The organism is Neptunomonas phycophila (assembly GCF_001922575.1).
GTDB classification, from domain to species: Bacteria; Pseudomonadota; Gammaproteobacteria; order Pseudomonadales; family Balneatricaceae; genus Neptunomonas; species Neptunomonas phycophila.
On the sequence record NZ_MRCI01000001.1, the window covers coordinates 2,174,585 to 2,199,363 of the forward strand.

Genomic DNA, 24,779 nt, shown 5'->3' on the forward strand with positions numbered 1-24,779 from the left:
ATAATCAATAACCTGTGTTATTCACTGGACGTGTTAGCACAGTGGTTTACGGTTGTTTAAAGTGATAAACATGTGCCAGATTTTTCTTTTTATTTAAAAAAGCCTATCTGCATCAAGAAGCTATAGGATTTACTTGACTATCAAATCAAGTTTTAAATTCTCGTTTTTACACCAGCCATATTCCGAATAAAAAAAGTAAAAAATATAACTTGTTAGTATTTAAATAGGGAAAATTATGAAAAAGGTAGTTTTTTTACTCTCAGGTGCAATGGCGGCTCTATCTATGAATGTCATGGCGCTCTCTAATGATCACACCAACGTTTCGGACGATATTGTTGCTCAACAACGAGCTAACCTTGCTAAAAACACCCAAGGCAAAGGTTTTGGCCCACAATCACCACGCAATATTGAAGCGGCCGCAGGCACAAACCCTGTAGTGTTCAATAAAGCCCCGGCTTACACCCAAATGAACTTGTGTAATATCCATATGCACAAAAATGCAGAGCATGCCGGCGGTGAGTTTTCTAAATTTGCAGGTAACGGCGATGGTATGGGCTACCAAACCGGTTATGTCTATTCGGGGACGTTAACTAAGAGTGAGTCTAAGCCGTTAAACCAAGCGGTTTGTCGTAGTGAGCACGGCGGCTTACAAACAGGCGATACGATTGAAGTTCACTATGTGCACTCTAGCGCTCAAGTTACACCTGGAGCAACTCTTGGTGCCTGCCTTAGTGACTCAATCAAAAATCCTCAATTCCGTGTTGAAACTCAAGTATTTGTTCTGGTCAATGACGACAAAGCATTGGATTTTGGCGAGTTAACACAGCACAGTGTTAGCAATGGGTATCAGCAAGCGCTCAACATTCCTAACAACACAGGCACCCCAATTGAGTACGCAGGCTCAACAACAGGGCCGAAATACAACGAAGCAGGCTCCCCTTTCCAAGTCACTTGGAGCGTAAGACCAAAAGTCGCTAAAGTGGATATCAACACAGTAGGTAAATGGTGTGAAGGCAATACCTTCGAAGAAGATCACGCTCACGGTGTTCGTAACCTAGTAACTAACCCAGATCTACTCTCTCCTATGCAGTAATCGATACTATTATTAAATAGCTATTAGCCGCTCATCTGTGCGGCTATTTTTTGGTCCCATCCTTGTCTATCACACCGCTGCTACGTACCTATTATCGCAAGCGACCTCTTAACAGCAGACGTTTGCTAGCCCATTCCACCACTCTTATCCTGCTAATGGTTTTTCGTGATAAGCTGCCATGGAACCTTTAATTTGAAATAAGCCATGACACATCTCGTTCTCCTTGGCGCAGGCCATGCGCACTTATTCGTTTTACAGCAACTACTATCGACACTCCGGAACACGCCAGACATCTGCAAGGTGACTCTTATTTCTCCTCAACGATGGCAATTCTACTCAGGGATGATACCGGGATGGATAGAAGGCATTTACTCCATAGACCAGTGCCGGATAAATATTAAAAATCTACTAAAAGGATCTGATATACGCTTCGTAGAATTAGACGCCGTTGGCATCGACCCAGATGCAAAAACGATCCAACTCAGCGATGCAAGCTCGGTTCATTACGATTTACTATCTATCGATATAGGGAGCGGAGTAAGGTCTATACCGGCGTCCGATGGTGCTCAGAGCGCTTATCAATTTATGAACATTAAACCGCTCGCTCGATTTTGTGATCAATGGCACACTTTTATTGAAACAACTGCACAAACGAAAAACACCGCCATCAAACTCGCGGTCATAGGCGGTGGAGCTGCCGGTGTTGAGCTGGCATTCGCTGCAAATGCTCGTCTTAAGCAGCTCAGCCCAAACAATAAAGTGACACTGGTAACTGGTCAGCAGGGAGTCTTGCCTAACTTTTCTAGGATGACGCGCTGGCTAACCCATCGCCAACTCAGAGAGCAATCAATAACCGTATTGAAAGGCCATGCCAAGTCCTCAGACAAAGGTTTGATGGTTAATGACAAAATACAGCGCGGTGTAGATTGCGTGCTCACTGCAACCGGTGCCTGTGCCCTACCTTGGCTTACCCAAACAAAGCTACAACTTGCAGAGAATGGGTATATAGCTGTTGATGAGTATCATCGTAGCCTTTCGCACCCAACCATATTCGCAGCCGGCGACACCTGTAGTCGCCTTAACTCTCCCCTTAAACGGTCTGGAGTTCATGCCGTAAGAGCAGGTCCAATACTCGCGCATAATCTTTTATCTTGTATTAAAGCGAATGCGGCTTCGCTTGAGGGCTCTGCGGGTAAAGCCCTGCCGTTAACACTTAAAGCTTTTAAGCCTCGCCGACACTCACTTTTCTTGCTTGCTAGCGGCCGACGCCACGCCATTGGCTCTTGGGGGCCATTTACTGTTGCAGGACGTTGGGTATGGCGATGGAAAGATAGCATTGACCAACGCTTCATTCATTCATTTAGTTATGACGCCGAATAAATTTTTTAAAAAAATTGTAAGGAATCCAACTATCAAGCGACTAACTACTATAACTAATACATGAAAGCCTGTTTGATGGCTCGATGTATGACTACTGAATAGGAGCCATTTGATATGTTAAGCACGATAGAATTACTTGAAGCGACCGATTTTCCTCCATTACAACGCGATAGATTGGAAACTCTGCAGGTCAATCTTGGTTATCTGTGCAATCAAACGTGCGTGCATTGCCATGTTAATGCAGGCCCCAATCGAACAGAGATGGTCTCCGATGAACTCATCGAAACCATCATAGAAGTCCTTCAAAAGCATGACATAAAAATTCTTGATTTAACCGGTGGCGCGCCAGAAATGCACTGGCGCTTTCGCGATTTAGTCTCTCGCGCTACTGCTTTGGGCGTGCAGGTTATCGACCGTTGTAACCTCACAGTGTTGTTTGAAGAGGACCAAACAGGTCTCGCCGAGTTTTTAGCTCAACATAAAGTCCAAGTCGTGGCGTCTCTTCCTTGTTACTCCCTTGAAAACGTAGATCAACAACGTGGCAAAGGTGTATTTGACAAAAGCATAGCTGGCCTACAACTACTCAACTCTTTGGGCTACGGAAAACCAGATTCTGGGCTTAGCTTAAATCTCGTCTACAACCCACAAGGCGCATCACTACCGCCTAATCAAAACGCTCTAGAGGCTGATTTTAAGCGAGAGCTGATGGCTCACTTTGGCATCGTTTTTAATCAGCTGTTTGCCATCGCCAATATGCCAATTAAGCGCTTTGGATCTATGCTCATTTCAAAAGGTCAATTTGAGCCCTACATGCAACTGCTTAAAGATAACTTTGCAGCCGCTAATTTACCGGGCGTCATGTGTCGTTCCATGATTAGTGTCGATTGGCAGGGCTATCTCTACGATTGCGACTTCAACCAACAACTCGAGCTAAATTTAGGCGGAAAGCGTCAGCATTTAAACGATTTACTCGCACAAGATAACTACGACTCACACATTCGTATCGCTGATCATTGTTACGCCTGCACCGCAGGACAAGGCAGCAGCTGCGGCGGCGCACTTTAGGAATTTTCCCCATGAAGAAAGGTTTATTGTTTAGCGTCATTGTGGTGCTAGCTGCATTATTTTTTATTTTTGATTTACACCACTTCTTTACCCTTGAGAGCCTCAAAGGCAGCTTGGCACAATTTGAAGCATGGCGTAACGAGTCCCCTCTATTAACCGCTGGCGCTTTTTTTGGTGTCTATGTCGTAGTCACAGCCCTGTCATTACCTGGAGCCGCCATTTTAACCTTAGCTGGTGGCGCATTATTTGGTTTAGCAACGGGTCTGTTGTTAGTCTCGTTCGCTTCCAGTATTGGGGCACTATTGGCCTTTCTTGTATCTCGGTACCTTTTACAAGATATGGTACAAAAACGTTTTGGGTCACGCTTATCCACTCTCAATGAAGGTATCGAGCGCGATGGTGCTTTCTATCTTTTCACGTTGCGATTGGTTCCAATCTTTCCGTTTTTCCTCGTTAATTTGTTGATGGGCTTAACGCGCATTAAAGCGACCCAATTTTATTGGGTTAGCCAAATAGGTATGCTGGCGGGCACTGTTGTTTACGTCAATGCAGGCACACAGTTAGCCAATATTGACTCTTTATCAGGCATTTTATCCCCTGCTCTTTTATTCTCTTTTGCGTTATTGGGTGTATTTCCCTTGATCGGCAAAAAAATAGCAACTTTTTTTCAAAAGCGCCGTGTCTATGCCAACTGGAATAAACCTAGCTCTTTTGACCGTAATTTAATTGTGATTGGCGCTGGTGCCGGTGGTTTAGTGTCGTCTTACATCGCGGCAGCGGTTAAAGCCAAAGTCACATTGGTTGAAGCGCATAAAATGGGCGGAGATTGCTTAAATTTCGGATGCGTTCCCAGCAAAGCGCTTATCAAAAGCGCCAAACTGGCTCACACCATCCAGCATGCAGAAAAATACGGTTTAGAAAGCAGCACACCTCAATTTTCATTCCGCGCGGTCATGAAAAGAATCCATGACGTCATTCGCGCTATCGAGCCGCATGATAGCGTTGAGCGTTACACCGATTTAGGCGTAGATGTTAAGCAAGGCTATGCAAAAATGCTGGACCCTTGGACGGTAGAAATCACGAATCACGAAGGCAATGTAGAACGCTTAACCGCCCGCAGCATTGTTATTGCCACAGGAGCTAGACCTTTTGTACCGCCTCTACCAGGCTTAGACACCACAGGCTATGTGACCAGTGATACATTATGGGACGAATTTGCTAAACGCGATGAAGTACCTAAACGATTAATCGTTCTAGGCGGTGGCCCTATCGGTTGCGAACTTTCCCAGAGCTTTGCTCGATTGGGCTCACAGGTTACTCAAGTTGAGCGAGGAGAGCGTATTTTACCGCGCGAAGATCATGAAGTTGCCTCGCTAGTTGCCCGTTCGATGACTAATGATGGCGTACAAATCTTAACGCAACATAATGCTATCCGCTGCGAAGTTATTAACGACGAGAAACGCTTGATTGTTGAGCACAACGGTATTGAATTACCAATCGCCTTTGATGAGCTACTCATTGCTGTCGGCCGCCAACCTCGCCTAACTGGCTATGGGCTAGAAGAACTGGGGATTGATACCAAGCGCACAGTCACAACTAATGAATATCTTGAAACGCTCTACCCCAATATTTATGCAGTTGGTGATGTTGCAGGCCCCTACCAATTTACGCATACCGCTGCCCATCAAGCGTGGTATGCCGCCGTTAACGCGCTGTTTGGGCAATTTAAGCGCTTTAAAGCCGACTACCGCGTCATTCCTTGGACAACCTTTACTGATCCCGAGATAGCCCGCGTTGGTTTAAGTGAAGCCGAGGCCGCTGAGCAAGGTATTAAAGTGGAAGTCACTCGCTATCAACTAGACGACTTAGATCGCGCCATCACCGAAAGTGAAACAGATGGCTTCGTGAAGGTACTAACGGAACCGGGGAAAGATAAAATTTTAGGCGTATGCATAGCCGGATCGCATGCGGGCGATTTATTGCCCGAGTTTGTTCTAGCCATGAAGCATGGCTTAGGTCTTAATAAAATCCTAGGCACCATTCATGCGTATCCCACTTGGGCAGAAGCCAACAAATATGCTGCCGGCGAATGGAAACGAGCGCACGCCCCACAAACGATCCTCAACTGGCTAGAAAAATATCATGCTTGGAGGCGTTCATAATGCGCTCTATAACGCTGACTCTTTCATCCTCAAGCAAACCAATACTTGGCGTTATCGCGCTATTGATCAGCAGCTGGGTTATTCCTTACGCTGAAGCCTCTGAGCCTGATCACCAGCTTTGGAATAGCTTGCTTAAATCACATGTCATTAACATACATGATGGCCATGCAACCCAAGTCGATTACCGTGCCATTCAACAAGAAGCCGTTTTGCTAAAACGCTATCTTGATCACTTATCTGCTGTTAAGCGAAGTGATTTTGATCAGTGGTCAAACAATCAGCAACTCGCTTTTTTAATCAATGCTTACAACGCGTGGACAGTTCAGTTAATTTTGAGCCAGTACCCCAACCTTGATTCAATCAAAGACCTAGGCGGGTTATTTAAATCACCTTGGAAACAAGAATTTATACCGCTTTTAGAGCAAACTCGCTCGCTAGATAGCATCGAGCATACCTTGATTCGTGGGTCCTCTCGCTATAATGATCCACGTATTCACTTTGCCGTAAATTGCGCCAGTATTGGTTGCCCGGCGCTCAGGGCGGAAGCCTATACAGCCGATAAGTTAGATGCGCAATTAGAAGAACAAACACAGTTATTTCTTGCCGATCAGAGCCGCAACCGCCTGCGCGATGGACGCTTAGAAGTGTCATCCATTTTCAAATGGTATCGTGAAGACTTCGAAAAAGGCTGGGAAGGCACACGCTCGTTAGCTGAATTTCTAACACATTATCGCACATCGCTTGGGCTTACCGACGACCAAAAAGGGCGCGTTATCAGTGGTGAAATCGATATCACGTTTTTAGACTATGATTGGAGGCTCAATGACAAGCCGTAACCTTGCCATCATAGTGCCAGTACTCAATGAGGTTAACGCCATTCATGACCTTATTAACCATCTGAAGCCCTACGCTGAAAGAGGTAATGAGGTACTATTCGTCGATGGAGGAAGCCGAGACGGCACCGCTGCCGCCATTCTATCTGCCGGTGGTAAGGTCATAACATCGGCCGCTGGCCGCGCTAAGCAAATGAATGCAGGCGCGCGCGCCACGAGCTCACAATACCTAGCATTTCTGCATGCCGATACACGCCTACCAAGTAACGCCGATCACATTATGGTCGCTTTACTCTCGCAGAAAACACTAGCGTGGGGGCGCTTTGATGTAAAAATTGAAGGGCAATCTCGTCTATTGCCAATCATCGCTTTTATGATGAACTGGCGTTCGCGATTGACGCATATAGCCACGGGCGATCAAGTACTGTTTATGTCTCGATCATTGTTTGAGATTGTTGGCTGTTTCCCGGATCAACCTTTAATGGAAGACATCGAGATTTCAAAACAGCTTAAACAATGCGCCCCTCCCTATTGTGTTAAGCATAAAGTAACGACGTCAGGTCGGCGCTGGGACTCACGAGGGAGCTGGAAAACTATTGCGCTCATGTGGAAGTTACGTTGGTCCTATTGGCGAGGAGAAAGCCCTGAAACCCTAGCGGAGCAATACCGATGAAACCCCCATCCCTTACACGCGACACCACACTGGTTATTTTCGCTAAGGCTCCCGAACCAGGTTTAGCCAAGACTCGCCTCATACCAGCACTCGGTAAAAAAGGCGCTGCTCACTTGGCTGACCTGTTGCTTCAAAATGCGGTTAAAGAAGCGCTTGCGACATCCTTTGAATCAATCGAGTTATGCGTCACACCGGATATGGAGCACCCATATTGGTCATCGCTAATAGCTGATTCACGTATTCAATTAACTCAGCAAGTAGACGGGCATTTAGGAGAACGAATGTCAGCTACAGCCAAACGAATCATCGATAAAGGTCGCTCCGTCATTCTAACTGGAACCGATTGCCCACTCTTAACCACTCAACGTTTGTTAGCTGCCGCCTCCGCTTTGGAGCAGCATGACTCGGTTATTTATCCCGTTGAAGACGGCGGCTATTCGCTGTTAGGTATCCAACAATGGCACCCTTCCCTATTTAGCGATATCCCCTGGAGTACCGATGCCGTTGCTAACATAACACTCAATCGCCTCAAGCATTTGCAGTGGTCATGCTGGGAAGGCGAATTACTGTGGGATGTTGATACCCCAAACGATTTATCACGCTTACCGTCACGCTTTGAATCCCCAGTTATTTCTTGGAGTCTAAAATGAACTACCAACTACCTGCTGTGATTGCCCTTGTGGCGGTCATTTCATTGCTACTATCGAGAAAGTCGAATCATTCAAGCGGCTTCTTTTTAGGCCAGTCGGCTTCTGGGCAAGCCCCCTCTTTAATTACCTTAGTTTTTTCTCAGGTAACAACGTGGATCTTTGCTCGATCACTACTGAATGCGGCCATATTAGGGTTTTATTATGGTATCTGGGGGACTCTCGCCTATACCGCCTATTATTTATCATTTTTCACTGGCGCTAAAATCGTCGAGCACGTTCGCTTTGTAGAAGGTTTTGACAGCGTACAAACCTTTCTAGCTAACCGATTTGGGCGCTGGGGAACATCATGCTACAACCTTGTTATTGGTGTACGGCTAACCAGCGAGGTATTCGCTAACTTACTGGTTATCGGCATACTGTTTGGCGCAGCGGGCAGCCAAGCTTATACCTTGGCTATTATAGCGGTCGCCGTTATCACCTTAGCCTACTCCATGCTAGGTGGCCTGCATGCCAGCTTACGCACCGACTTGTTTCAAATGATCGCCTTTATTGCAGTACTAGGCTTGTTACTTCTGATGGTAGCTTTTGGCGGCCACTACACACTCGATCTTATTAGTTTTAAACCATTCGATATTTCACAACCAGGCCCTATTCTATTACTGGTCGCGTTACTGCAGGTCTGGAGCTACCCCATGCATGACCCGGTAATGATGGACCGTGGATTTTTAGCCGACCGTGACACGACTCGACGCAGCTTTATGCATGCCGGTTGGATTAGCATGCTGTGCATTGTCGCCTTTGGATCTTTAGGGGTGATTGCCGGAGCAAACGCCATGACAGGCGAAGATATGAACCAAGCTCTCACTCGGTTATTAGGCACTTACCCAATGCTATTATTAAGTGCATCACTAATAATCTCAGCTATGTCGACCCTGGATAGCACCTTATCCAGTTCAGCTAAGTTATTGGTCATGGATATGAAAGTGACAGCCCCCTCTGTCCGTAACGGGCGTATCGTTATGGCTGTGTTTATGCTACTTGGGTTAGCATTAGTATTTTTGGGAAATAAAGATTTATTCAGCGCAGTGGCCGTTAGTGGCACCGCCTCTATGTATCTTGTGCCGGTCATCCTGTTCAGTTTGTGGGGCAAACGCACCGACATTCCTGTCTGGAGTTATGTTGCCAGCTTTGTAATCGCAATAGCCGCCGCAGTACTCTATTTTACTGAATCATCTGGCTATTCCACGTTGCTAGGTGAAGCCCACAAATACACCAAGTTGCTGTGGTTGTCATTGCTAGTACCCGCATTAGGCTGCTTCTGTTTCTGGTGGGGAGGCCGCTCCCGATGATTCAGGATTTAGGAGACTTAACAGGGCCGGTGCTCATTTTTGGCGGCCCTTATAGCAATGCTGAAGCAACGTTAGCTATTCAAGAAGAAGCTCGCCGGTTATCGATACCTTCAGACCGAGTTATATGCACCGGGGATGTAGTCGCTTACTGCGCCAATCCAGAAGAAACTACCACTATTATCCGTGAATGGGGTATTCCGGTTGTCATGGGGAATTGCGAAGAGTCCATCGCTCAACAAGCACCTGACTGTGGCTGCGGATTTACGGAAGGTAGCAGTTGTTCTTTGCTTTCAATTAGTTGGTATGCTTTTGCCAACCAACACATATCCAATACTAACCGCCGTTGGATGCAAACTTTACCAAGCGCCATCGACTTTTCGATGAACGGACTCAGCTTTCGCACCGTACACGGCAGCACCACACAGATAAACGAATTCGTTTTTAAAAGCACTGCATCCCATATCAAAGAGGAACAATTAACAGCCACAGGCAAAGATGTTGTTATTGGTGGCCATTGCGGCCTACCTTTTGGAGACTCCCTAGCCCATGGCTACTGGCTAAATGCTGGCGTAATAGGAATGCCAGCCAACGACGGCACCACACAATGCTGGTATTTAGTCCTAACGCCAGACCATACTGGCGTTCATGCTCAGTGGCATCGACTTGCTTACCCTTATCGAAAAACCCAGACAGCCATGCGGGATTGTTTGCTTACTGAAGGTTACTGTGATGCATTAAGCAGTGGACTATGGCCCAGCATGGATGTATTGCCCGACTACGAAAAAAGCCAACAAGGAACTCCCTTACAAATAGAACCGTTATTCATAGAACGTCATTAAGCGTATTGCATCATGCACTCACTAAGGCCAGCCGTTGACCCTCCTGGCCTTTCTTTTATTTTACCATCGACTTACACTCGCAAGCTCAATAGAACAAACAGTAAGGGCTTTGGGTGCAACGCTTTATCAAGTTTCCACTGTATACATTATTTATATTTTTTGTTTCCGGCTGGCTGACGTTTGCCTTCGCTCAGGAACGAATCTTAGACTATCAAACAGATGTGACCGTTCTAGAAGACGGCACCCTACTAGTCACAGAAACGATTCAAGTCCAAGCGCAGGGCCAGCAAATTAAGCGTGGTATCTATCGGGATATTCCTACCACTTACGATAATGCAGATGGCTCAAGGCACCATGTAGACTTTATACTCACCGACGTCACACGTGATGGCCAACCGGAAAACTTCCATACTAAGGCACAGGCTAATGGCACCCGTATTTATATAGGTAGCCAGAATGTCATACTTCCCACGGCACGCTATACCTACCAAATACGCTACCAAATGAAGCGGATGATCCAATTTGGCGATAACACCGATGAACTGTTTTTCAATGTCATTGGTACCGGCTTTGTATTCCCTATTGATCGTGCCAAAGCTCGTATCCAGTTACCGGAAAATGCCATCATCTCTGATTCAATAGCCTATACGGGGCGTCAAGGTAGCCGCGAGCACAACGCTAATTTAACCCCTGTAAATAATCATACAATCGAAGTGGAAAGCTCTCAGCCGCTTTCACCCTACGAAGGTATATCGCTTGCGGTTGCTTGGAATAAAGGCGTTATTTCCGAGCCGACATTAGCCGATAAACTACGCTGGGCCTGGAAGGATGGCATGCTGATTCTCATTGCCATAGCCGGCTTTGCAGCGACCGGTCTGTATTTGTATTTTGCGTGGAGCAAAGTTGGCAGAGATCCCAGTAAAGACACTATCATTGCGCGTTTTACACCGCCAAAAGATCTTTCACCCGCGGCCTGCCAATTAATTTTGGATAGAAAATACAGACCACGGGGCATGGCCGCCGCATTAACAAACATGGTGGCAAAAGAGTATTTATCTATAGAACAAGGTAGCAAACGCGTTTTTACCCTGACACGCATAAAGGAGTCTGCAGACTTAAGTCCCGGCGAAGCTATTTTAGCCGCTCGGCTCTTTCCAAGCCTCAATAGCAAACTCACACTAAACCGCACTTATAATCCTTCACTAAAATCAGCCACTACGGCTTTTAAAGCTAAGCTCAATAACGAGTACGGGCGCACAAATTTTTCTACCAATCGACAATACGCCATCTTTGGGGCATTTATCGCGTTCGTGCCTTTATTAGCCATGATATTACTCAGTAATAACATTGAGGCAGTTGCTAGCAGCATATTTACTATTGTAGCCACCTTTATACTGGGCCAATCTGTACGTAAAGCCGTCACTCAGCGCTCACGACCTTTGATACTCAATATACTAACCAACGGCGTACCTGTTCTCTTTATAATCGTGATGCTCAATAGCTTTCAACAATTCGGATTCTTTGAAAGCGCTGCTGCAGTCGCAATGATCACTTATAGTTTTTGCACGACCGCGTTATTGGGTCTATTTACATGGTTATTAGAAGCTCCCACGGTAGCCGGCCAAAAGCTAGTCGAGCAAATTGAAGGGTTTAAGCTATATTTATCCGTTGCCGAAAAAGATAGGCTTAACTTTCAACATCCTCCAGAAATGACGCTAGGACTGTTTGAAGAATACCTGCCTTATGCAATAGCGTTAGGTGTTGAAAATGAGTGGGGAATGGCTTTTGAAAGTACACTTAGCAATACTGAGCTAACCACAGCTTCTGCAAGCCGCTCTCGTTTTGGCGGAAGCCGTCGTGCGTTGGCGATGTCCACGGTGATGGCTTCGCAGTTAGAAAGCACCATCGCTTCTGCATCAACACCACCAAGTTCTAGTTCTAGCTCAAGCAGCGGCTTTAGCAGCAGCGGTTCTTCTGGCGGCGGTGGAGGCGGCGGTGGTGGCGGTGGCTGGTAGCTATATAAACCACATAAACCACATTGTATTAACATGCTATTTAAGCCAATGCAGGTAAACTAGCGTTATTAACAAGGCAGCGGGTAAAGAACAGCCATATAACCGAGTTTAAAACTGACAAACAAACCTAGGAGCGTTGTGTGATTACATTTTCAATTATCGTGGGGCTGATCATCGCAATCGCCCTATATATTATCAGCCTTTACAATAAACTCGTTGATAAGCGCGCACGCGCAGAAGAAGCATGGAGCGGCATTGAAGTTCAACTCAAACGTCGGCACAACCTTATTCCCAACCTAGTAGAAACAGTAAAAGGTTACGCCAAGCACGAGCAAGAAACACTCGAAAACGTAATCAATGCGCGTAACTCTGCTGTCCAAATAGGCACAGGAAGCCCAGAAGCGGCAGCACAAGCCGAATCTCAATTGACCGGTGCCCTGCGTCAATTATTTGCCTTAGCCGAAGCCTACCCTGACCTCAAGGCCAATACCAACTTCCTTGATTTACAAGAGCAACTGCAAGAACTAGAAGATCATATACAAATGGCGCGCCGCTTCTACAACGGATCAGCACGTGATTTAAACATTTTAGTTGATAGTTTCCCGTCTAATTTAGTGGCACAGAAATTTAACTTTGAAAAGCGTAGCTATTTTGAGCTAGACCCAGCGGAAGCCGAAGCGGTGCGTCAAGTGCCAAATGTTAGCTTTTAATCTATAGCCGAAGGAGCGATAAACAATGGTTAGACTACCGCCCGTAATTGGACACCGTGGTTTATCAGCTCTGGCTCCAGAAAACACCTTTGCAGCTATTCACGCCGCATATTCCCATGGCATTAGCTGGGTAGAAATAGACCTTAGCTTACTGGGCGATGGCACTGCAGTTATATTTCACGACGACACCCTAGAACGCTGCACGCAACACCAAGGTCATTTAGTAGATATCAACCGAGAAGACCTCGCCTGGCTAGATGCAGGAAGCTGGTTTTCGCATGAGTTTGCTGCTGAGCCAATCCCCACCCTGGCTGAAATGCTAAGCCTATTATCTACTTACCACATGGGGCTTAACCTAGAACTTAAAGCTCAGCCCCATGTAAGCCATGCTACTATTGTGCGTTGCGCGTATAGCCACATAAAGAAATATTGGAAAAGTAGCCAACCCATCGTCATAAGCAGCTTTGACCACGACATATTACTGGCCTACCGAAAAGCCGACCCTGACGCACTGCTAGCTATGTTATATGAGGATTTACAACCAGACTGGCAAAGCGTCGCCCACCGTATCCAGCCATTGAGCCTTCACTGCCATTACTCGAAATTAACGCAAGACTCAATTACCGCGATCAAGTCGAAAGGCTACCAAATCGCTGCGTATACTTGTAATAACCTGAACGAAGCCATTCAACTATGGCAATCAGGAATTGATACCCTCTTTAGCGACCAAGCCCATCTGTTCACCCAATACCTAAACAATAAGGCAGAATAAAGCGAAGCCATATATAATAAGGGGCAATTGCGCCCTTAGTGGCGCACCCTGAATTAATATTGATTTTCACGAGTACTTCTTTTGCCACAAACTGCTTTAAATCGTCGCTTCTCCGTTGCCCCTATGATGGCGTGGACTGATCGCCATTGCCGTATGTTTCACCGAACCATGACTAACCAATCTGTACTGTATACCGAAATGGTAACGACAGGTGCATTAATTTATGGGGATCGTGATCGCTACCTTAGCTATAACGATGGAGAGCACCCTGTTGCTTTGCAGCTAGGAGGAAGCAACCCTAAAGAATTAGCAGAATGCGCTAAAATGGCAGAGGATTATGGTTACGATGAAGTCAACCTAAATGTCGGCTGCCCGAGTGACCGGGTCCAGAACAACATGATTGGTGCATGCCTTATGGCTCACCCGACCATCGTACGAGATTGTCTTGGCGAAATGCAGCAAGCTGTAGGCATTCCGATCACCGTCAAACACCGCTTAGGTATTGATGATCTTGATAGCGACGAGCACTTACATGGGTTTATTTCAACAGTAAAAGAATCTGGCTGCAAAACCTTTATTATTCATGCTCGCAAAGCCATTCTCGATGGCCTTAGCCCCAAAGATAATCGCGATATTCCACCGTTACAATATGAGCGTGCTTATGCAATTAAACAGCTCAATCCAGAGTTAGAGGTTATTCTGAACGGGGGAATCAAAACACTAGAGACGAGTCTTGAACATCTTAAATATATTGATGGTGTAATGGTTGGTCGCGAGGCCTACCACAACCCGTACATGCTAATTGATGTTGATACTGTTATTTACGGTAACGCTCCCAAAGACGTGCTCACACGAGCACAAGTACTGGAAGCTTACTTCCCTTACATTGAGCAGCAGTTAAGTAATGGCGTGGCACTGAATCATATATTAAGGCACTTACTCGGGCTATTTCATGGCGAACGAGGCGGTAAACAATTCCGTCGAGTTATTAGTGAAAATGCTCACAAGCCAGGCGCCGGCATCGATGTCTTACAGCTCGCTCTAGAAAAGCTCACCTAAAAATAACTGTTGTTGTATAAGGGATTAAATAGGCGGGTAAAAAAGTAAAGGGCTCAGTTCGCATCCATTGCTTTGAGCCCTTCATTCTACTTCCATGTAGATTACTAATCATCCTGATTAGTAGGTCCGAGACCGTCAATATCCTTGCGACATCCTTTCGAACGATACTTCCTTGTTGTCTCGCTGACATGGACCATTCTACGGAATTGCCGGATGAAGACTATAGGAAAAAGTCCTATTTTGATCTGTAACCCATCAAAAAAATCAAAACTCATATAGTGAAAATACGACCCATCCCGCCTCCAAAAATCATCCTCTTCAATACGAACTGGAGAACTGGAGAACTGGAGAACTGGAGAACTGGAGAACTGGAGAACTGGAGAACTGGAGAACTGGAGAACTGGAGAACTGGAGAACTGGAGAACAAAGTATTTCTAAAAGGGAATGAAAATAATAGCAGAGAAGATGTAAAACTATGAGAAATGAAGAAAGGGCTCAATTACGCATCCAGCTTTGAGCCCTACACCCTACTTCCGTATAAGCTGCTGGTTATCCTAACCAACATGTCCGAGACCGCTAATTCCTCGCGAATATCCTTTCGACGACACTTCCTTGTTGTCTCGCTGACTTGGTACATTCTACGGAAATCAGAGATGATGGATATAGGAAAAATTCCTATTTTTCTTCGAGAGTAGATACTAAATTACAAAACGCTTGGTAATTAGTTTCATTTAAAGACATTAATACTTTGTGCGCGTTGATTATGCGCTGCTGAGTTGCCTCTAGTGACTCCTGCACCATAGGCACTTGTTTCAATTCGGTTACGGTCTCTGGTAGCGAATCTAGGATAACGAAAATTCGATCAAAACCCATGTTGAGTAATGTTCGTGTTACATCGGCATTAACAGATACCAACACCGGATCGGCTAATTTCTGTTCTTTTGCGCGAATGGCTATCTTGGCAATCAAACCCAGTGTAGTACTGTCTAAAAAGTCAGACTCTGTTAAATCAACCAATACATGCTGACACTCCCCAGAAGAGAGCACACGCTCAAGATGGCGATCTAATGCACCGCACAAGGTTAGACGAATTTCACCAATAAACTTTATTACATAGTGGCTATCACGCATTGCATAAAAAATAGCCCCTTCGTTTTGCTCTTTCATCTACACTCTCGATACAGACATGATGGTAATATCATCTGGCAAACCATTTTCAATGTCTGTTTCTTCAAATACAAATTCACTAAAAGCATCCAATGTTAGGTAATGAGCTTTTACCCAATTAAGGATATCCGACTCTTTCTTTTCTATTGTACCTTCAGGAAGCAATTCTAAAACACCATCGGACATGATAGTTAATGAAAAAACATCATCGATGGTAATTGAGTACTCTTCAAAATGAGCGCTGGGCAACAAGCCCACTGGCATTCCTTTACCCTCTAAAAAACGCGTACTAGATTTTGTCTTAAGAATGGGCATAGGGTGATGGCCGCCTACGGTATAGGTTAAGCGGTTAGATTGAGAATCAATAAGGCCACAAAAAATTGTTAAATGTTTATCTAATTCTAACGCACATAAATCAATGTTCATACGCTGAACAGTACTCAAGGGCGAAAGTATATCGTGGCTTGAATCCCGACGATGATTTCTTAGTAATCTAAAAGTGAGGTTTTTAAGTAAGACTGTTATCAGCGCTGATGATGTGCCATGCCCTGATACATCGGCAACATAGAAGAGCGTTCGATGATCATCAATAGGGATAATATCTACAAAATCACCACTGGCAACCAGCGAAGGCAACAATGCATAATCATATTGGAAACCATCAATACTTTGATGGGTCTCGGGTAAAATACGCTTTTGTAATTGATAAGCGGCTTGCTGGTCGTCTTGCAGCTCTTTTAACGTTGCTTCTAAACTTTCCCGATACTCGTGTCCCTCACTTATCAAATGACAGCGCCGCAGCGCCTGTAAAGCCCGTAAAGTAAATGGCGCCACATCAGTTTCTAGCTGAGACATAATAAATACATCATCAATGCCAGACCTAAGTGATTTGAGTATCAATGCGGCATCTTCTGTAGCAAGAATAGCTAAGGTTTCGTAACAAAAAGGGCTATCAGCCAACACATCACCCTGACTATTATGATCAGAGTACAGCATGTGTCTGGTTTCAAATCGTTCAATATCAGAAAGATCTGCTATAAACACAATATTCAAGCGAACAGTAGGCAAAATAGTCAGTTCTTCAAAAGCCCCCACTATCGTGGACTTTCCGTAACACGCTAAAACGGACTGCAGCCAGGCTTGCGAGCTACCTGAAAAATTAACTATTTGTATCAACCCGCTTACATCACTCGACATTCATACAACCAACACCCCTTACGGGCCAACGTTTTGGTTAAAAATCGCTTGCGTCAAAGCCTGTATCCATACGACCATCACGCACCGAAAATTCGCGGCGTTGCAAATAGGCGTCGCGAACAAAACTATATTCATCGCCGCTGATCAGTTTCTCTAAAGGAAACAATCCCACCCGCGCATCCAAGACTTCTAAACCATAGCCCGTATTGCGCGTAGGTACATGATCCACCGCTTGCCCCCATACATTCGTGTAGCTGTCAGGGATTTTAGCAAAACCATCACGAACAGAAGACGGCCCCAAAAAAGGTAAAACTAAGTAAGGTCCTGAGCCTACTCCCCAGTAACCTAGCGTTTGGCCAAAATCCTCACCCGACTTAGGTGAACCCATAGGCGTTGCCACATCGAGAATACCACCCAAACCAAACGTCGTATTCAACATAATACGCGCAAAATCATGTGCAGACGCATCGCCTTTAAGCTGTAGTAAGTTATTAACTAACGAGCCAACATCAGACAGATTCGAAAAAAAGTTATGTACGCCCTTCTCTACAGGATCCGGTGTAACAAACTCATAACCTTTAGCTAAAGGACGTAGAACAACCAAATCAACTCCTTTGTTAAAGCCGTAGGTAATACGGTTAACACCTTCCCAAGGGTCTGATTCTACTTCAGATACAGCAGCACTACTGTATAAGCCTATAGACGAGCCAAGACACAGTGTTAGAAAAGATGTTTTCGACAGCGACTTAGTGAACAAAGACATTCGTGCTTCCAAAAGAGTTAAAAGAATTACCCATTCTAAAATACTGCAGTGCAAAAAGAAATTCTTTACGTAAACGAAAAAAGACTCCCGAAGGAGCCTTTTCTTAGCAAGAGCTAATCTTAAATAAGATTAGAACTTAACTGTGTAAGATACGTTGAACTGGTCGCCTTCGTCTGCGCTAGCGAAATCAGTGTCAGCGTCAACTGTAGAGTATTCAACACCTACAGATGCTTTTTTGCCTAGAGCATAGTTTAGACCAAGAGCCCACTCATCAGCATCAGCTGAACCTTCATCAGCTTGTGAGTACTGGATGTAAGGAGTAGCAGCGCCAGCAGAGTATGTAGCAGAAACACCGTACAACTCGTATTCGTCAGAATCGTCTTCTTTGTTTTCGTAAGCTAGGCCAAGAGTCAAAGGACCGAAAGCGTAAGAACCACCTACTAAGATGTTAGTTAGGTCGCCATCAGTACCTGCACCGTAACCGTTTACGTATGTGCCTTCCATTTCCCAGTAACCAACAGACAGGCTTAAAGGACCAGCCATGTAGTTAGCACCTAAAGTGTAACCATCAACGTCGTCGCCATTAGTACCAGCACCAGATACAGCGCCGTCCATAATACCAGCTACGTAGAAATCAAAGCCAGAGAAGCTAGGAGACAAGTAAGCAAGTGTAGAACCTAGACGGTCTGGGTTGAAGTACAATGCACCAGCTTTGTTAGATACATCGCCGTAACCTTCAACAACGTCAGTTGGGTTAGCAACACGACCAGCCAGTACTGTACCGAAAGCACCAGTAGCACCAACGTAAGCGTAACGAGTAGTGATTGAAGCAGCTTCAGAATCAACAGCTTCTGGACCAGCTGCTTCGTTCAATTCAACTTCCATTTTGTAGATAGCTGTTAAGCCTTCTACAGAAGTGTCAGCCGAACCTTTCAAACCGAAGATAACGTCATCCATGAACAGATTAACGTCATTGTCTTCTTTAGCTTGCAAAACTGCTTCTAGCTTACCGTAAAGTGTAGCGTCAGCTTGAGCAACCATTGGAGCAGTCAAAGCACCAGCGACAGCTAGAGCGATCAGTGACTTTTTCATCAAATTTCCCCTTCAATATTCAACATACTAGTAGTGAATTCTAGTTTTTCTTAAGGTACCAGCCGACAAAGCCGTTAGTACTATCAAGAAAATACTATACATCTCGAATATTTCAAACATGTGAATCAAAAAACTTTCACTTTCTGTCCAATGTTTAAAATAATTCAAACACTTGCTTAATTTATAACCAGTTAACTACCAAAAAGCAACCAGTTACGCATAATTTGCGTGCATTACAGCACAGCTCCCTTAAGCACGCAACCCCTTGAAACTTAGTAACGTATAGTTTTTAGGGTTACTACCTCTTCAAGGCTACTTTTAATGACCTCAATCAGCTTCTAACGCCCGCCATCTCTGGACTACCCGTTTTTCAGATACCGGTTCTTTAGTACCCAGTTGCTGTGCAAAGAGCGAAACTCGGTATTCTTCTAGGTACCAACGAAATTCAGACAGTTGTATATCAAACTCACCGCGCTTCTCTTTAACTTCAAACGCTTTGTAACACGCCTGATAATACCCTTGAAGTTGATCACTTAATAAACGTTGTTTGGGTATTTCTCGTTGGTACTTTTCTAAACGAACTTCAATAGCATTCATATATCTAGTGTATTCTGCAAACACTACCCACGACATATTGAATAAATACTGCTTATTAATTAAACCACCAAGCTGACTTTTTATATCATTTAAAATACTGATGCCGTCCAAAGATACGCGCCCATTCAAATGACTTTGTATGCGATGATAAGACTGGTGAATAGTAAAAACTTGTTCTGCTGTGTCTCTTAAAACTTGGGGTAAATCTTTTTTTACAGACAACAATCGATTTTCAAAATCTTTCTCTGTTCTAGGAATTTTTTCATCCAGATCCATGATTTTTCGTAACGCCAGTGTCAGTATCCCCTCTTCTAGTTGTTTTTTAGTCATCACTTTAGCCACATAAATAGCGCTTTCATTAATTTTAAAAATAGATGAGAGCTGCTTTTTGATTTCACTATTTAGTGCTAAGCGAGCTAAACGAACCATCCCTAATATAGAAGATTGCTCTGCAAACGATGCATTCATCGCCACCTTTAAATCGACATGAGTACCTTGATCGACAAGCATAGGCCACGCATCAACTTGGATCCCTCCTGCTTGCCGAGTCTGTATTTTTACGGGTAACTCGCCAAAATCCCAGCGCATTATTTGTGTGCGCCCCCATTTTTCATCAGGCGCACTATTAATAGCCTGCTCTGCCGATTCACCAAACTGCTCACACAGAGCTTCCCAGTCCCGACCTTGGGCTATCTGTTTGCCTTTAGCGTCCAGCAAACGCAAGTTGATACGATAGTGATCTTCTAATGTGGCTTGCTTTAGCTCTTCACTGGTAACCCGGTGGCCTGTCATACGCAGAAGTTGATGAGACATTGCCTCGTAAAGATCCCCATCAGCAAAGACCATTGCCTGACTTACCGCTTGGGCATAGTCTGGTACTGGCACAAACTGCTTTCGAGTCTGTTTTGGTAATGATCTTAATATCGCCTCACACTTTTCTCGCAGCATACCAGGCACAAGCCACTCTAAACGTTGCAGAGGGAGCTGTTTTAAAAGAGGAAGCGGTACATCTAATGTCACGCCATCATCCTGAGCGCTTGGCTCAAAATGGTAATGGAGGGATAACTTTACACCCTTCCATTTTAAATCATCGGGGTAAGCTTGCTTAGAGATATGATCAGCAGAGCGCTGAAGAATATCGGCTTGAGTTAAAAATAAGACTTGGCTGTTGGCCTGCTCTACGTCTTTTCGCCATTTTTCAAATCCAGCACCATTAACTACATTCTCGCCACCGAGCTCGTTCAATTTACGGAAATAAAAGTCGAACAGCGTATCTTCATCGACAAGCAGATCTTTACGACGCGATTTTGCCTCTAGTGCCTCAACTTGCTCAAGTAATGCCTGGTTATGAGTGAAGAAAGGAGCTTTTGTTTGGTAGTCGCCTTCAACCAATGCCGAACGTATAAAAATATCATGGGAGGCTTGCGGATCGATTTTCCCATAGTTAATGATCCGCTTGGGAATAATCAACAATCCGAATAACGTCACTTGTTCCACAGCAACAACTTGAGCGCGCTTTTTATGCCATGCGGGTTCAAGGTAGGTGCGCTTTACTAGATGACTAGCCAATGGCTCCGCCCATTCAGGCTCTATCTTCGCCACACAACGAGCAAAAACCTTTGAGGTTTCTACTAACTCTGCAGCCATTATCCATTTAGGCGATTTTTTAAATAAACCTGATGCAGGAAAAATATGGAAACGCCGATTTCGCGCTCCCAAGTATTCTTTATTCTCTTGTTTAAAGCCCAACTGGCTCAATAGACCCGCTAGCAACGAAACATGGATTGCTTTATAGCTCGCAGGTTCTGAATTCTCACGCATATTCATTTGTCGAATGCTGAGGTGCAACTGACGGTGCACATCCCGCCATTCTCTCATGCGCATATATGACAAAAAGTGCTTTTTACAATAATTGCGTAATTGGTTTTGTGACAACGACTGGCGCTGCTCTTCGTAACTATTCCATAAGTTTACAAAACCGAGGAAATCAGAGTCTTTATCGATATATTCTTGATGTTTTTGATCGGCAGCCTGTTGCTTATCGGCTGGGCGCTCCCTCGGGTCTTGCACACTAAGGGCGCTAGCTATGATTAGTAGCTCGCTTAATGCCTGTTGCTTATCCGCCTCTATTATCATCCGGCCTATGCGCGGATCTACAGGCAGCATCGACAAGCGCCGACCAAGCGATGTCATTTTACGATGCGCATCAACCGCACCAAGCTCTTCTAATAACTTAAAGCCATCATTAATAAAGCGGCTATCAGGTGGATCTATAAACGGAAACTGATCAATACTACCCAGTTTCAGCGACAGCATCTGTAAAATAACGGCGGCTAAATTGGTACGGCGAATTTCGGCATCCGTAAAGAGCGGTCGCTGTAAAAAATCTTCTTCACTGTATAAGCGAATACACACACCCGGCGCTATTCGTCCACAACGCCCCGCGCGTTGATTAGCACTGGCCTGGGATATCGCTTCAATCGGCAAGCGCTGCACCTTAGAGCGATAACTGTAACGCGAGATACGCGCTACCCCAGTATCGATTACATAGCCTATACCGGGCACAGTAACGGACGTTTCCGCTACGTTAGTCGCCAATACAATTCGACGACCACTCGAACGCTTGTTCTCAAATATACGGTTTTGCTCTGCGGCGCTTAATCGCGCATACAAAGGCATAATTTCTGTATCACGCAACTGGGCTTTACGAAGCACATCAGCGGCCTCACGTATATCACGCTCACCGCTTAAAAAAACAAGTACATCCTTTGGGCCTGTGTTCTTAGTCTGTCTGTCTAAGGCTATGATCTCTTCCACTGCATCAATAATGGCCTGCTGTGTTGTTCTATCTTTAGTATCTTCATCATCGCTCACCAGAGGACGATATAACACGTCAACGGGGAATGTCCGGCCAGAGACTTCAATTACGGGCGCGTCATCAAAGTGCTTAGAGAAACGCTCTAGGTCGATAGTTGCCGATGTTATGATCAGTTTAAGATCAGGGCGCTGCGGTAAAATACGCTTAATATAGCCTAATAGAAAATCTATGTTCAGACTGCGTTCGTGCGCTTCATCAATGATGATGACTTCGTACTTTGACAAGTAACGGTCGTGCTGGGTCTCGGCTAGCAAAATACCATCAGTCATCAATTTAATAAGAGAGCCTTGGCTGACCTGATCCGTAAAACGCACCTGATAGCCCACTTTATCGCCTATCGTCGTATTCAACTCGTCGGCTATACGGTTGGCTACAGTACGAGCAGCGAGCCTTCTAGGTTGGGTATGCCCTATGAGCCCTTTTGCTCCCAACCCAAGTTCTAAACAAATTTTAGGTAGCTGCGTCGTTTTACCCGACCCCGTCTCACCGGCTATAACAACCACCTGATTTTCAGAAATAGCAGCTTTAATAGCGTCTTTTTTTTCCGCAACCGGTAAATCCGGATAATTAACGACACCAATACTGTCTAGACGTTGCTGAGTGAGAGCGGTACTTTTTTCGATAGTTTGCTCTAAATCTGCCTGCATTTTAGAGGTAGGTTGGCCCGAAGCAGAACGCGCAGCAATTTGTTGCAACCGTTTTTCGATACGAAAGCGATCACTTGTTTGACATTGCTCAAGCACGGATGTGTGTGTATCTGAGTTACTAGGTTTCAAAATAAGCTCATGTATTTATGGTAGATTTAAGGCGCAGCGGTAGGCTAATACTAAAAATAAGATGTTGATAATGGCGAGCTGACATGCACCGCTAAGGCTTCATCTCGCAACTGTCTGCGTAAAACCTTACCCACTGGGGTGTGCGGCAAGTGTTGCTTAAACTCAACTAGGCGCGGCACTTTGTATGAAGTTAAGCGCTCACGGCAATATTCGCGAATATCGCGCACGTTCAACCGAGGGTTGGATGATACAACATAGAGCTTAATTTGCTCACCTGTCGCCTCATCGGGCAAACCAATCACGGCGCACTCTTTAATATCCGGATGGCAGCTTATCACTTTTTCGAGTTCGCTTGGATAAACAGGGAAGCCCGAGACATTAATAATATCGCTTTTTCGGTCAATGATATGAATCTCACCCGCTTGATTCATTAAAACAATATCACCTGTCTCAAGCCAACCTTCTTGTATAGATACCTCTGTTTCTTTGGGCATATTCCAGTAGCGATTAATAACTTGTGGCCCCTTCACCCAGAGTTCACCTTTTTCGCCATACGAAAGCACATCTCCTTCTTCGCTCAGCACTTTACACTCTGTTTGGGTTAGCGGCTTACCTACGCTGCCTGTAAATTTATCACTAGGTGGATAGTTCACCGAGATAACCGGCGAGGCCTCTGTTAGACCATAACCTTCTACTAATGGGCATCCGGTTATACGTCGCCACTCTATAGCGGTAGATTCACTTAATGGCGCACCACCCGAGCAAGTAATTTTAAGTGCACTAAAATCAAGCTGTAAAAAGTTTGGATGATGGCACAAACCAACAAACAACGTATTGAGTCCGGCAAAAAATGTACACGGATAACGGCCTAGTTCTTCCACCAGCAAGTCTCGATCACGCCAATCGGGGATCAACACCATACGAGCGGCAAAAGCGATCATCATTAAGCAGTGCAACGTAAACGAATAAATATGGTAAAGCGGCATAGGAGCCACAACCACTTCGCTCCCCGTATTTAAATCATTCTCAAACAACCCACATAGCTGATTCATATTTGCTATTAAGTGCCGGTGTTTTAGAATCGCGCCTTTAGCGTCTCCAGTTGTACCACCTGTATACTGTATAAGGGCTATATCATCCGGAGAGATTGATTCATGGACGTACAGCTCGGCTTGCCCTATGCGCAATACTTTTCGAAAGCTAATCAGATGAGGTAAAACCGATTTAAAGCGACGGTATTTTCTGGGGAGCCCCATAAATCGAGTAAATGCTCGTTGCGAGAGTGGATGCAAGTCCAAAACATCAGCTGCGATAACTTCGGCTATGGAAGTTTCGTTAATAACTGCCTCAACCCTGTCTAAGCACTCTTGCAGTGTGATCAACACCCGAGCGCCACTATCTCGTAGGATATGCCTAAGTTCGACCTCACCAAAGTTAGGATTAATATTCACCACAATCATGCCGGCTTTCATGGCGCCAAACATAGCAACTGGGTAATGGAGTAAATTGGGTAGCATCAAAGCCACCCTATCTTGGCGAGATAAAGTACCCGTAAATTGCAAATAACCAGCAACTTGAGTGCTTAAACGATCAAGCTGAGCGTACGTCAGCGTCGAACCGGCATGAGTGAAGGCCGGCTTTTCAGGAAATAACCGAGCCGATCGCAACAGCACATCAGATAAGACGTTTACTCCTGTCAGCGTATGCAT

Annotated in this window: 19 protein-coding genes; 13 read left to right on the top strand and 6 right to left on the bottom strand. The window is 45.1% G+C overall.

The genetic code is table 11. The features are described 5' to 3' along the window. The first annotated feature begins 235 nt into the window (after positions 1–235). The 13 genes from BS617_RS09875 to dusA all read left to right on the top strand — a co-directional run bounded on the left by BS617_RS09875 (position 236) and on the right by dusA (position 14,600). Positions 236–1,093, top strand: coding sequence for a delta-class carbonic anhydrase (locus BS617_RS09875; RefSeq protein WP_075172643.1), 858 nt, complete (start codon positions 236–238; stop codon positions 1,091–1,093). A gap of 204 nt (positions 1,094–1,297) precedes the next feature. Then, a complete protein-coding gene (locus BS617_RS09880) occupies positions 1,298–2,473 on the top strand; it encodes an FAD-dependent oxidoreductase (RefSeq protein ID WP_075172644.1) in 1,176 nt (391 codons plus the stop codon). A 114-nt stretch (positions 2,474–2,587) separates the two neighbouring features. After that, complete coding sequence (arsS, locus tag BS617_RS09885) at positions 2,588–3,538, top strand: arsenosugar biosynthesis radical SAM (seleno)protein ArsS (protein ID WP_075172645.1); 951 nt, start codon at positions 2,588–2,590, stop codon at positions 3,536–3,538. 11 nt (positions 3,539–3,549) lie between these two features. Next, the gene (locus BS617_RS09890; RefSeq protein WP_075172646.1) at positions 3,550–5,700 is read left to right on the top strand and encodes a dihydrolipoyl dehydrogenase family protein; all 2,151 of its coding nucleotides are present in this window, start codon (positions 3,550–3,552) and stop codon (positions 5,698–5,700) included. Beyond that, the gene (locus tag BS617_RS09895) at positions 5,700–6,536 is read left to right on the top strand and encodes a DUF547 domain-containing protein (protein ID WP_075172647.1); all 837 of its coding nucleotides are present in this window, start codon (positions 5,700–5,702) and stop codon (positions 6,534–6,536) included. Before BS617_RS09890 ends, BS617_RS09895 begins: the two co-directional genes overlap by 1 nt. Beyond that, positions 6,523–7,206: a TIGR04283 family arsenosugar biosynthesis glycosyltransferase gene (locus tag BS617_RS09900; protein ID WP_075172648.1), complete on the top strand. Its 684-nt coding sequence runs from the start codon at positions 6,523–6,525 to the stop codon at positions 7,204–7,206. Before BS617_RS09895 ends, BS617_RS09900 begins: the two co-directional genes overlap by 14 nt. Next, the gene (locus BS617_RS09905) at positions 7,203–7,856 is read left to right on the top strand and encodes a TIGR04282 family arsenosugar biosynthesis glycosyltransferase (RefSeq protein ID WP_075172649.1); all 654 of its coding nucleotides are present in this window, start codon (positions 7,203–7,205) and stop codon (positions 7,854–7,856) included. Before BS617_RS09900 ends, BS617_RS09905 begins: the two co-directional genes overlap by 4 nt. Next, complete coding sequence (locus BS617_RS09910; protein WP_075172650.1) at positions 7,853–9,205, top strand: SLC5/6 family protein; 1,353 nt, start codon at positions 7,853–7,855, stop codon at positions 9,203–9,205. Before BS617_RS09905 ends, BS617_RS09910 begins: the two co-directional genes overlap by 4 nt. Further along, on the top strand, positions 9,202–10,044 hold the full coding sequence (locus BS617_RS09915; protein ID WP_075172651.1) for a metallophosphoesterase family protein: 843 nt from the start codon (positions 9,202–9,204) through the stop codon (positions 10,042–10,044). The genes BS617_RS09910 and BS617_RS09915 overlap by 4 nt, the downstream gene beginning before the upstream one ends. Positions 10,045–10,157: 113 nt before the next feature. Then, positions 10,158–12,059, top strand: coding sequence for a DUF2207 domain-containing protein (locus BS617_RS09920; protein ID WP_075172652.1), 1,902 nt, complete (start codon positions 10,158–10,160; stop codon positions 12,057–12,059). Positions 12,060–12,199: 140 nt separating this feature from the next. Next, positions 12,200–12,769, top strand: coding sequence for a LemA family protein (locus BS617_RS09925; RefSeq protein WP_083609991.1), 570 nt, complete (start codon positions 12,200–12,202; stop codon positions 12,767–12,769). Positions 12,770–12,794: 25 nt separating this feature from the next. Next, a complete protein-coding gene (locus BS617_RS09930) occupies positions 12,795–13,541 on the top strand; it encodes a glycerophosphodiester phosphodiesterase family protein (RefSeq protein ID WP_075172653.1) in 747 nt (248 codons plus the stop codon). A gap of 123 nt (positions 13,542–13,664) precedes the next feature. Beyond that, positions 13,665–14,600 (top strand): tRNA dihydrouridine(20/20a) synthase DusA, encoded by a 936-nt coding sequence (gene dusA / locus BS617_RS09935; protein ID WP_083610071.1) that lies wholly within the window; start codon positions 13,665–13,667, stop codon positions 14,598–14,600. Between the two features lie 675 nt (positions 14,601–15,275). Here dusA and BS617_RS09940 read toward each other — a convergent pair. The 6 genes from BS617_RS09940 to BS617_RS09965 all read right to left on the bottom strand — a co-directional run bounded on the left by BS617_RS09940 (position 15,276) and on the right by BS617_RS09965 (position 24,779). Further along, on the bottom strand, positions 15,276–15,767 hold the full coding sequence (locus tag BS617_RS09940) for an STAS domain-containing protein (RefSeq protein WP_083609992.1): 492 nt from the start codon (positions 15,765–15,767) through the stop codon (positions 15,276–15,278). Continuing rightward, complete coding sequence (locus BS617_RS09945; RefSeq protein ID WP_075172655.1) at positions 15,768–16,964, bottom strand: PP2C family protein-serine/threonine phosphatase; 1,197 nt, start codon at positions 16,962–16,964, stop codon at positions 15,768–15,770. It lies immediately after the preceding gene. Between the two features lie 37 nt (positions 16,965–17,001). Further along, positions 17,002–17,727 (bottom strand): MlaA family lipoprotein, encoded by a 726-nt coding sequence (locus BS617_RS09950; RefSeq protein WP_075172656.1) that lies wholly within the window; start codon positions 17,725–17,727, stop codon positions 17,002–17,004. 129 nt (positions 17,728–17,856) lie between these two features. Further along, the gene (locus BS617_RS09955; RefSeq protein WP_075172657.1) at positions 17,857–18,819 is read right to left on the bottom strand and encodes a porin; all 963 of its coding nucleotides are present in this window, start codon (positions 18,817–18,819) and stop codon (positions 17,857–17,859) included. Between the two features lie 327 nt (positions 18,820–19,146). Beyond that, positions 19,147–23,070 (bottom strand): ATP-dependent RNA helicase HrpA, encoded by a 3,924-nt coding sequence (hrpA, locus tag BS617_RS09960; RefSeq protein ID WP_083609993.1) that lies wholly within the window; start codon positions 23,068–23,070, stop codon positions 19,147–19,149. Between the two features lie 50 nt (positions 23,071–23,120). Beyond that, positions 23,121–24,779 carry an AMP-binding protein gene (locus BS617_RS09965; RefSeq protein WP_075172659.1) on the bottom strand — a complete coding sequence of 553 codons (1,659 nt, stop codon included), beginning with the start codon at positions 24,777–24,779 and terminating at the stop codon, positions 23,121–23,123.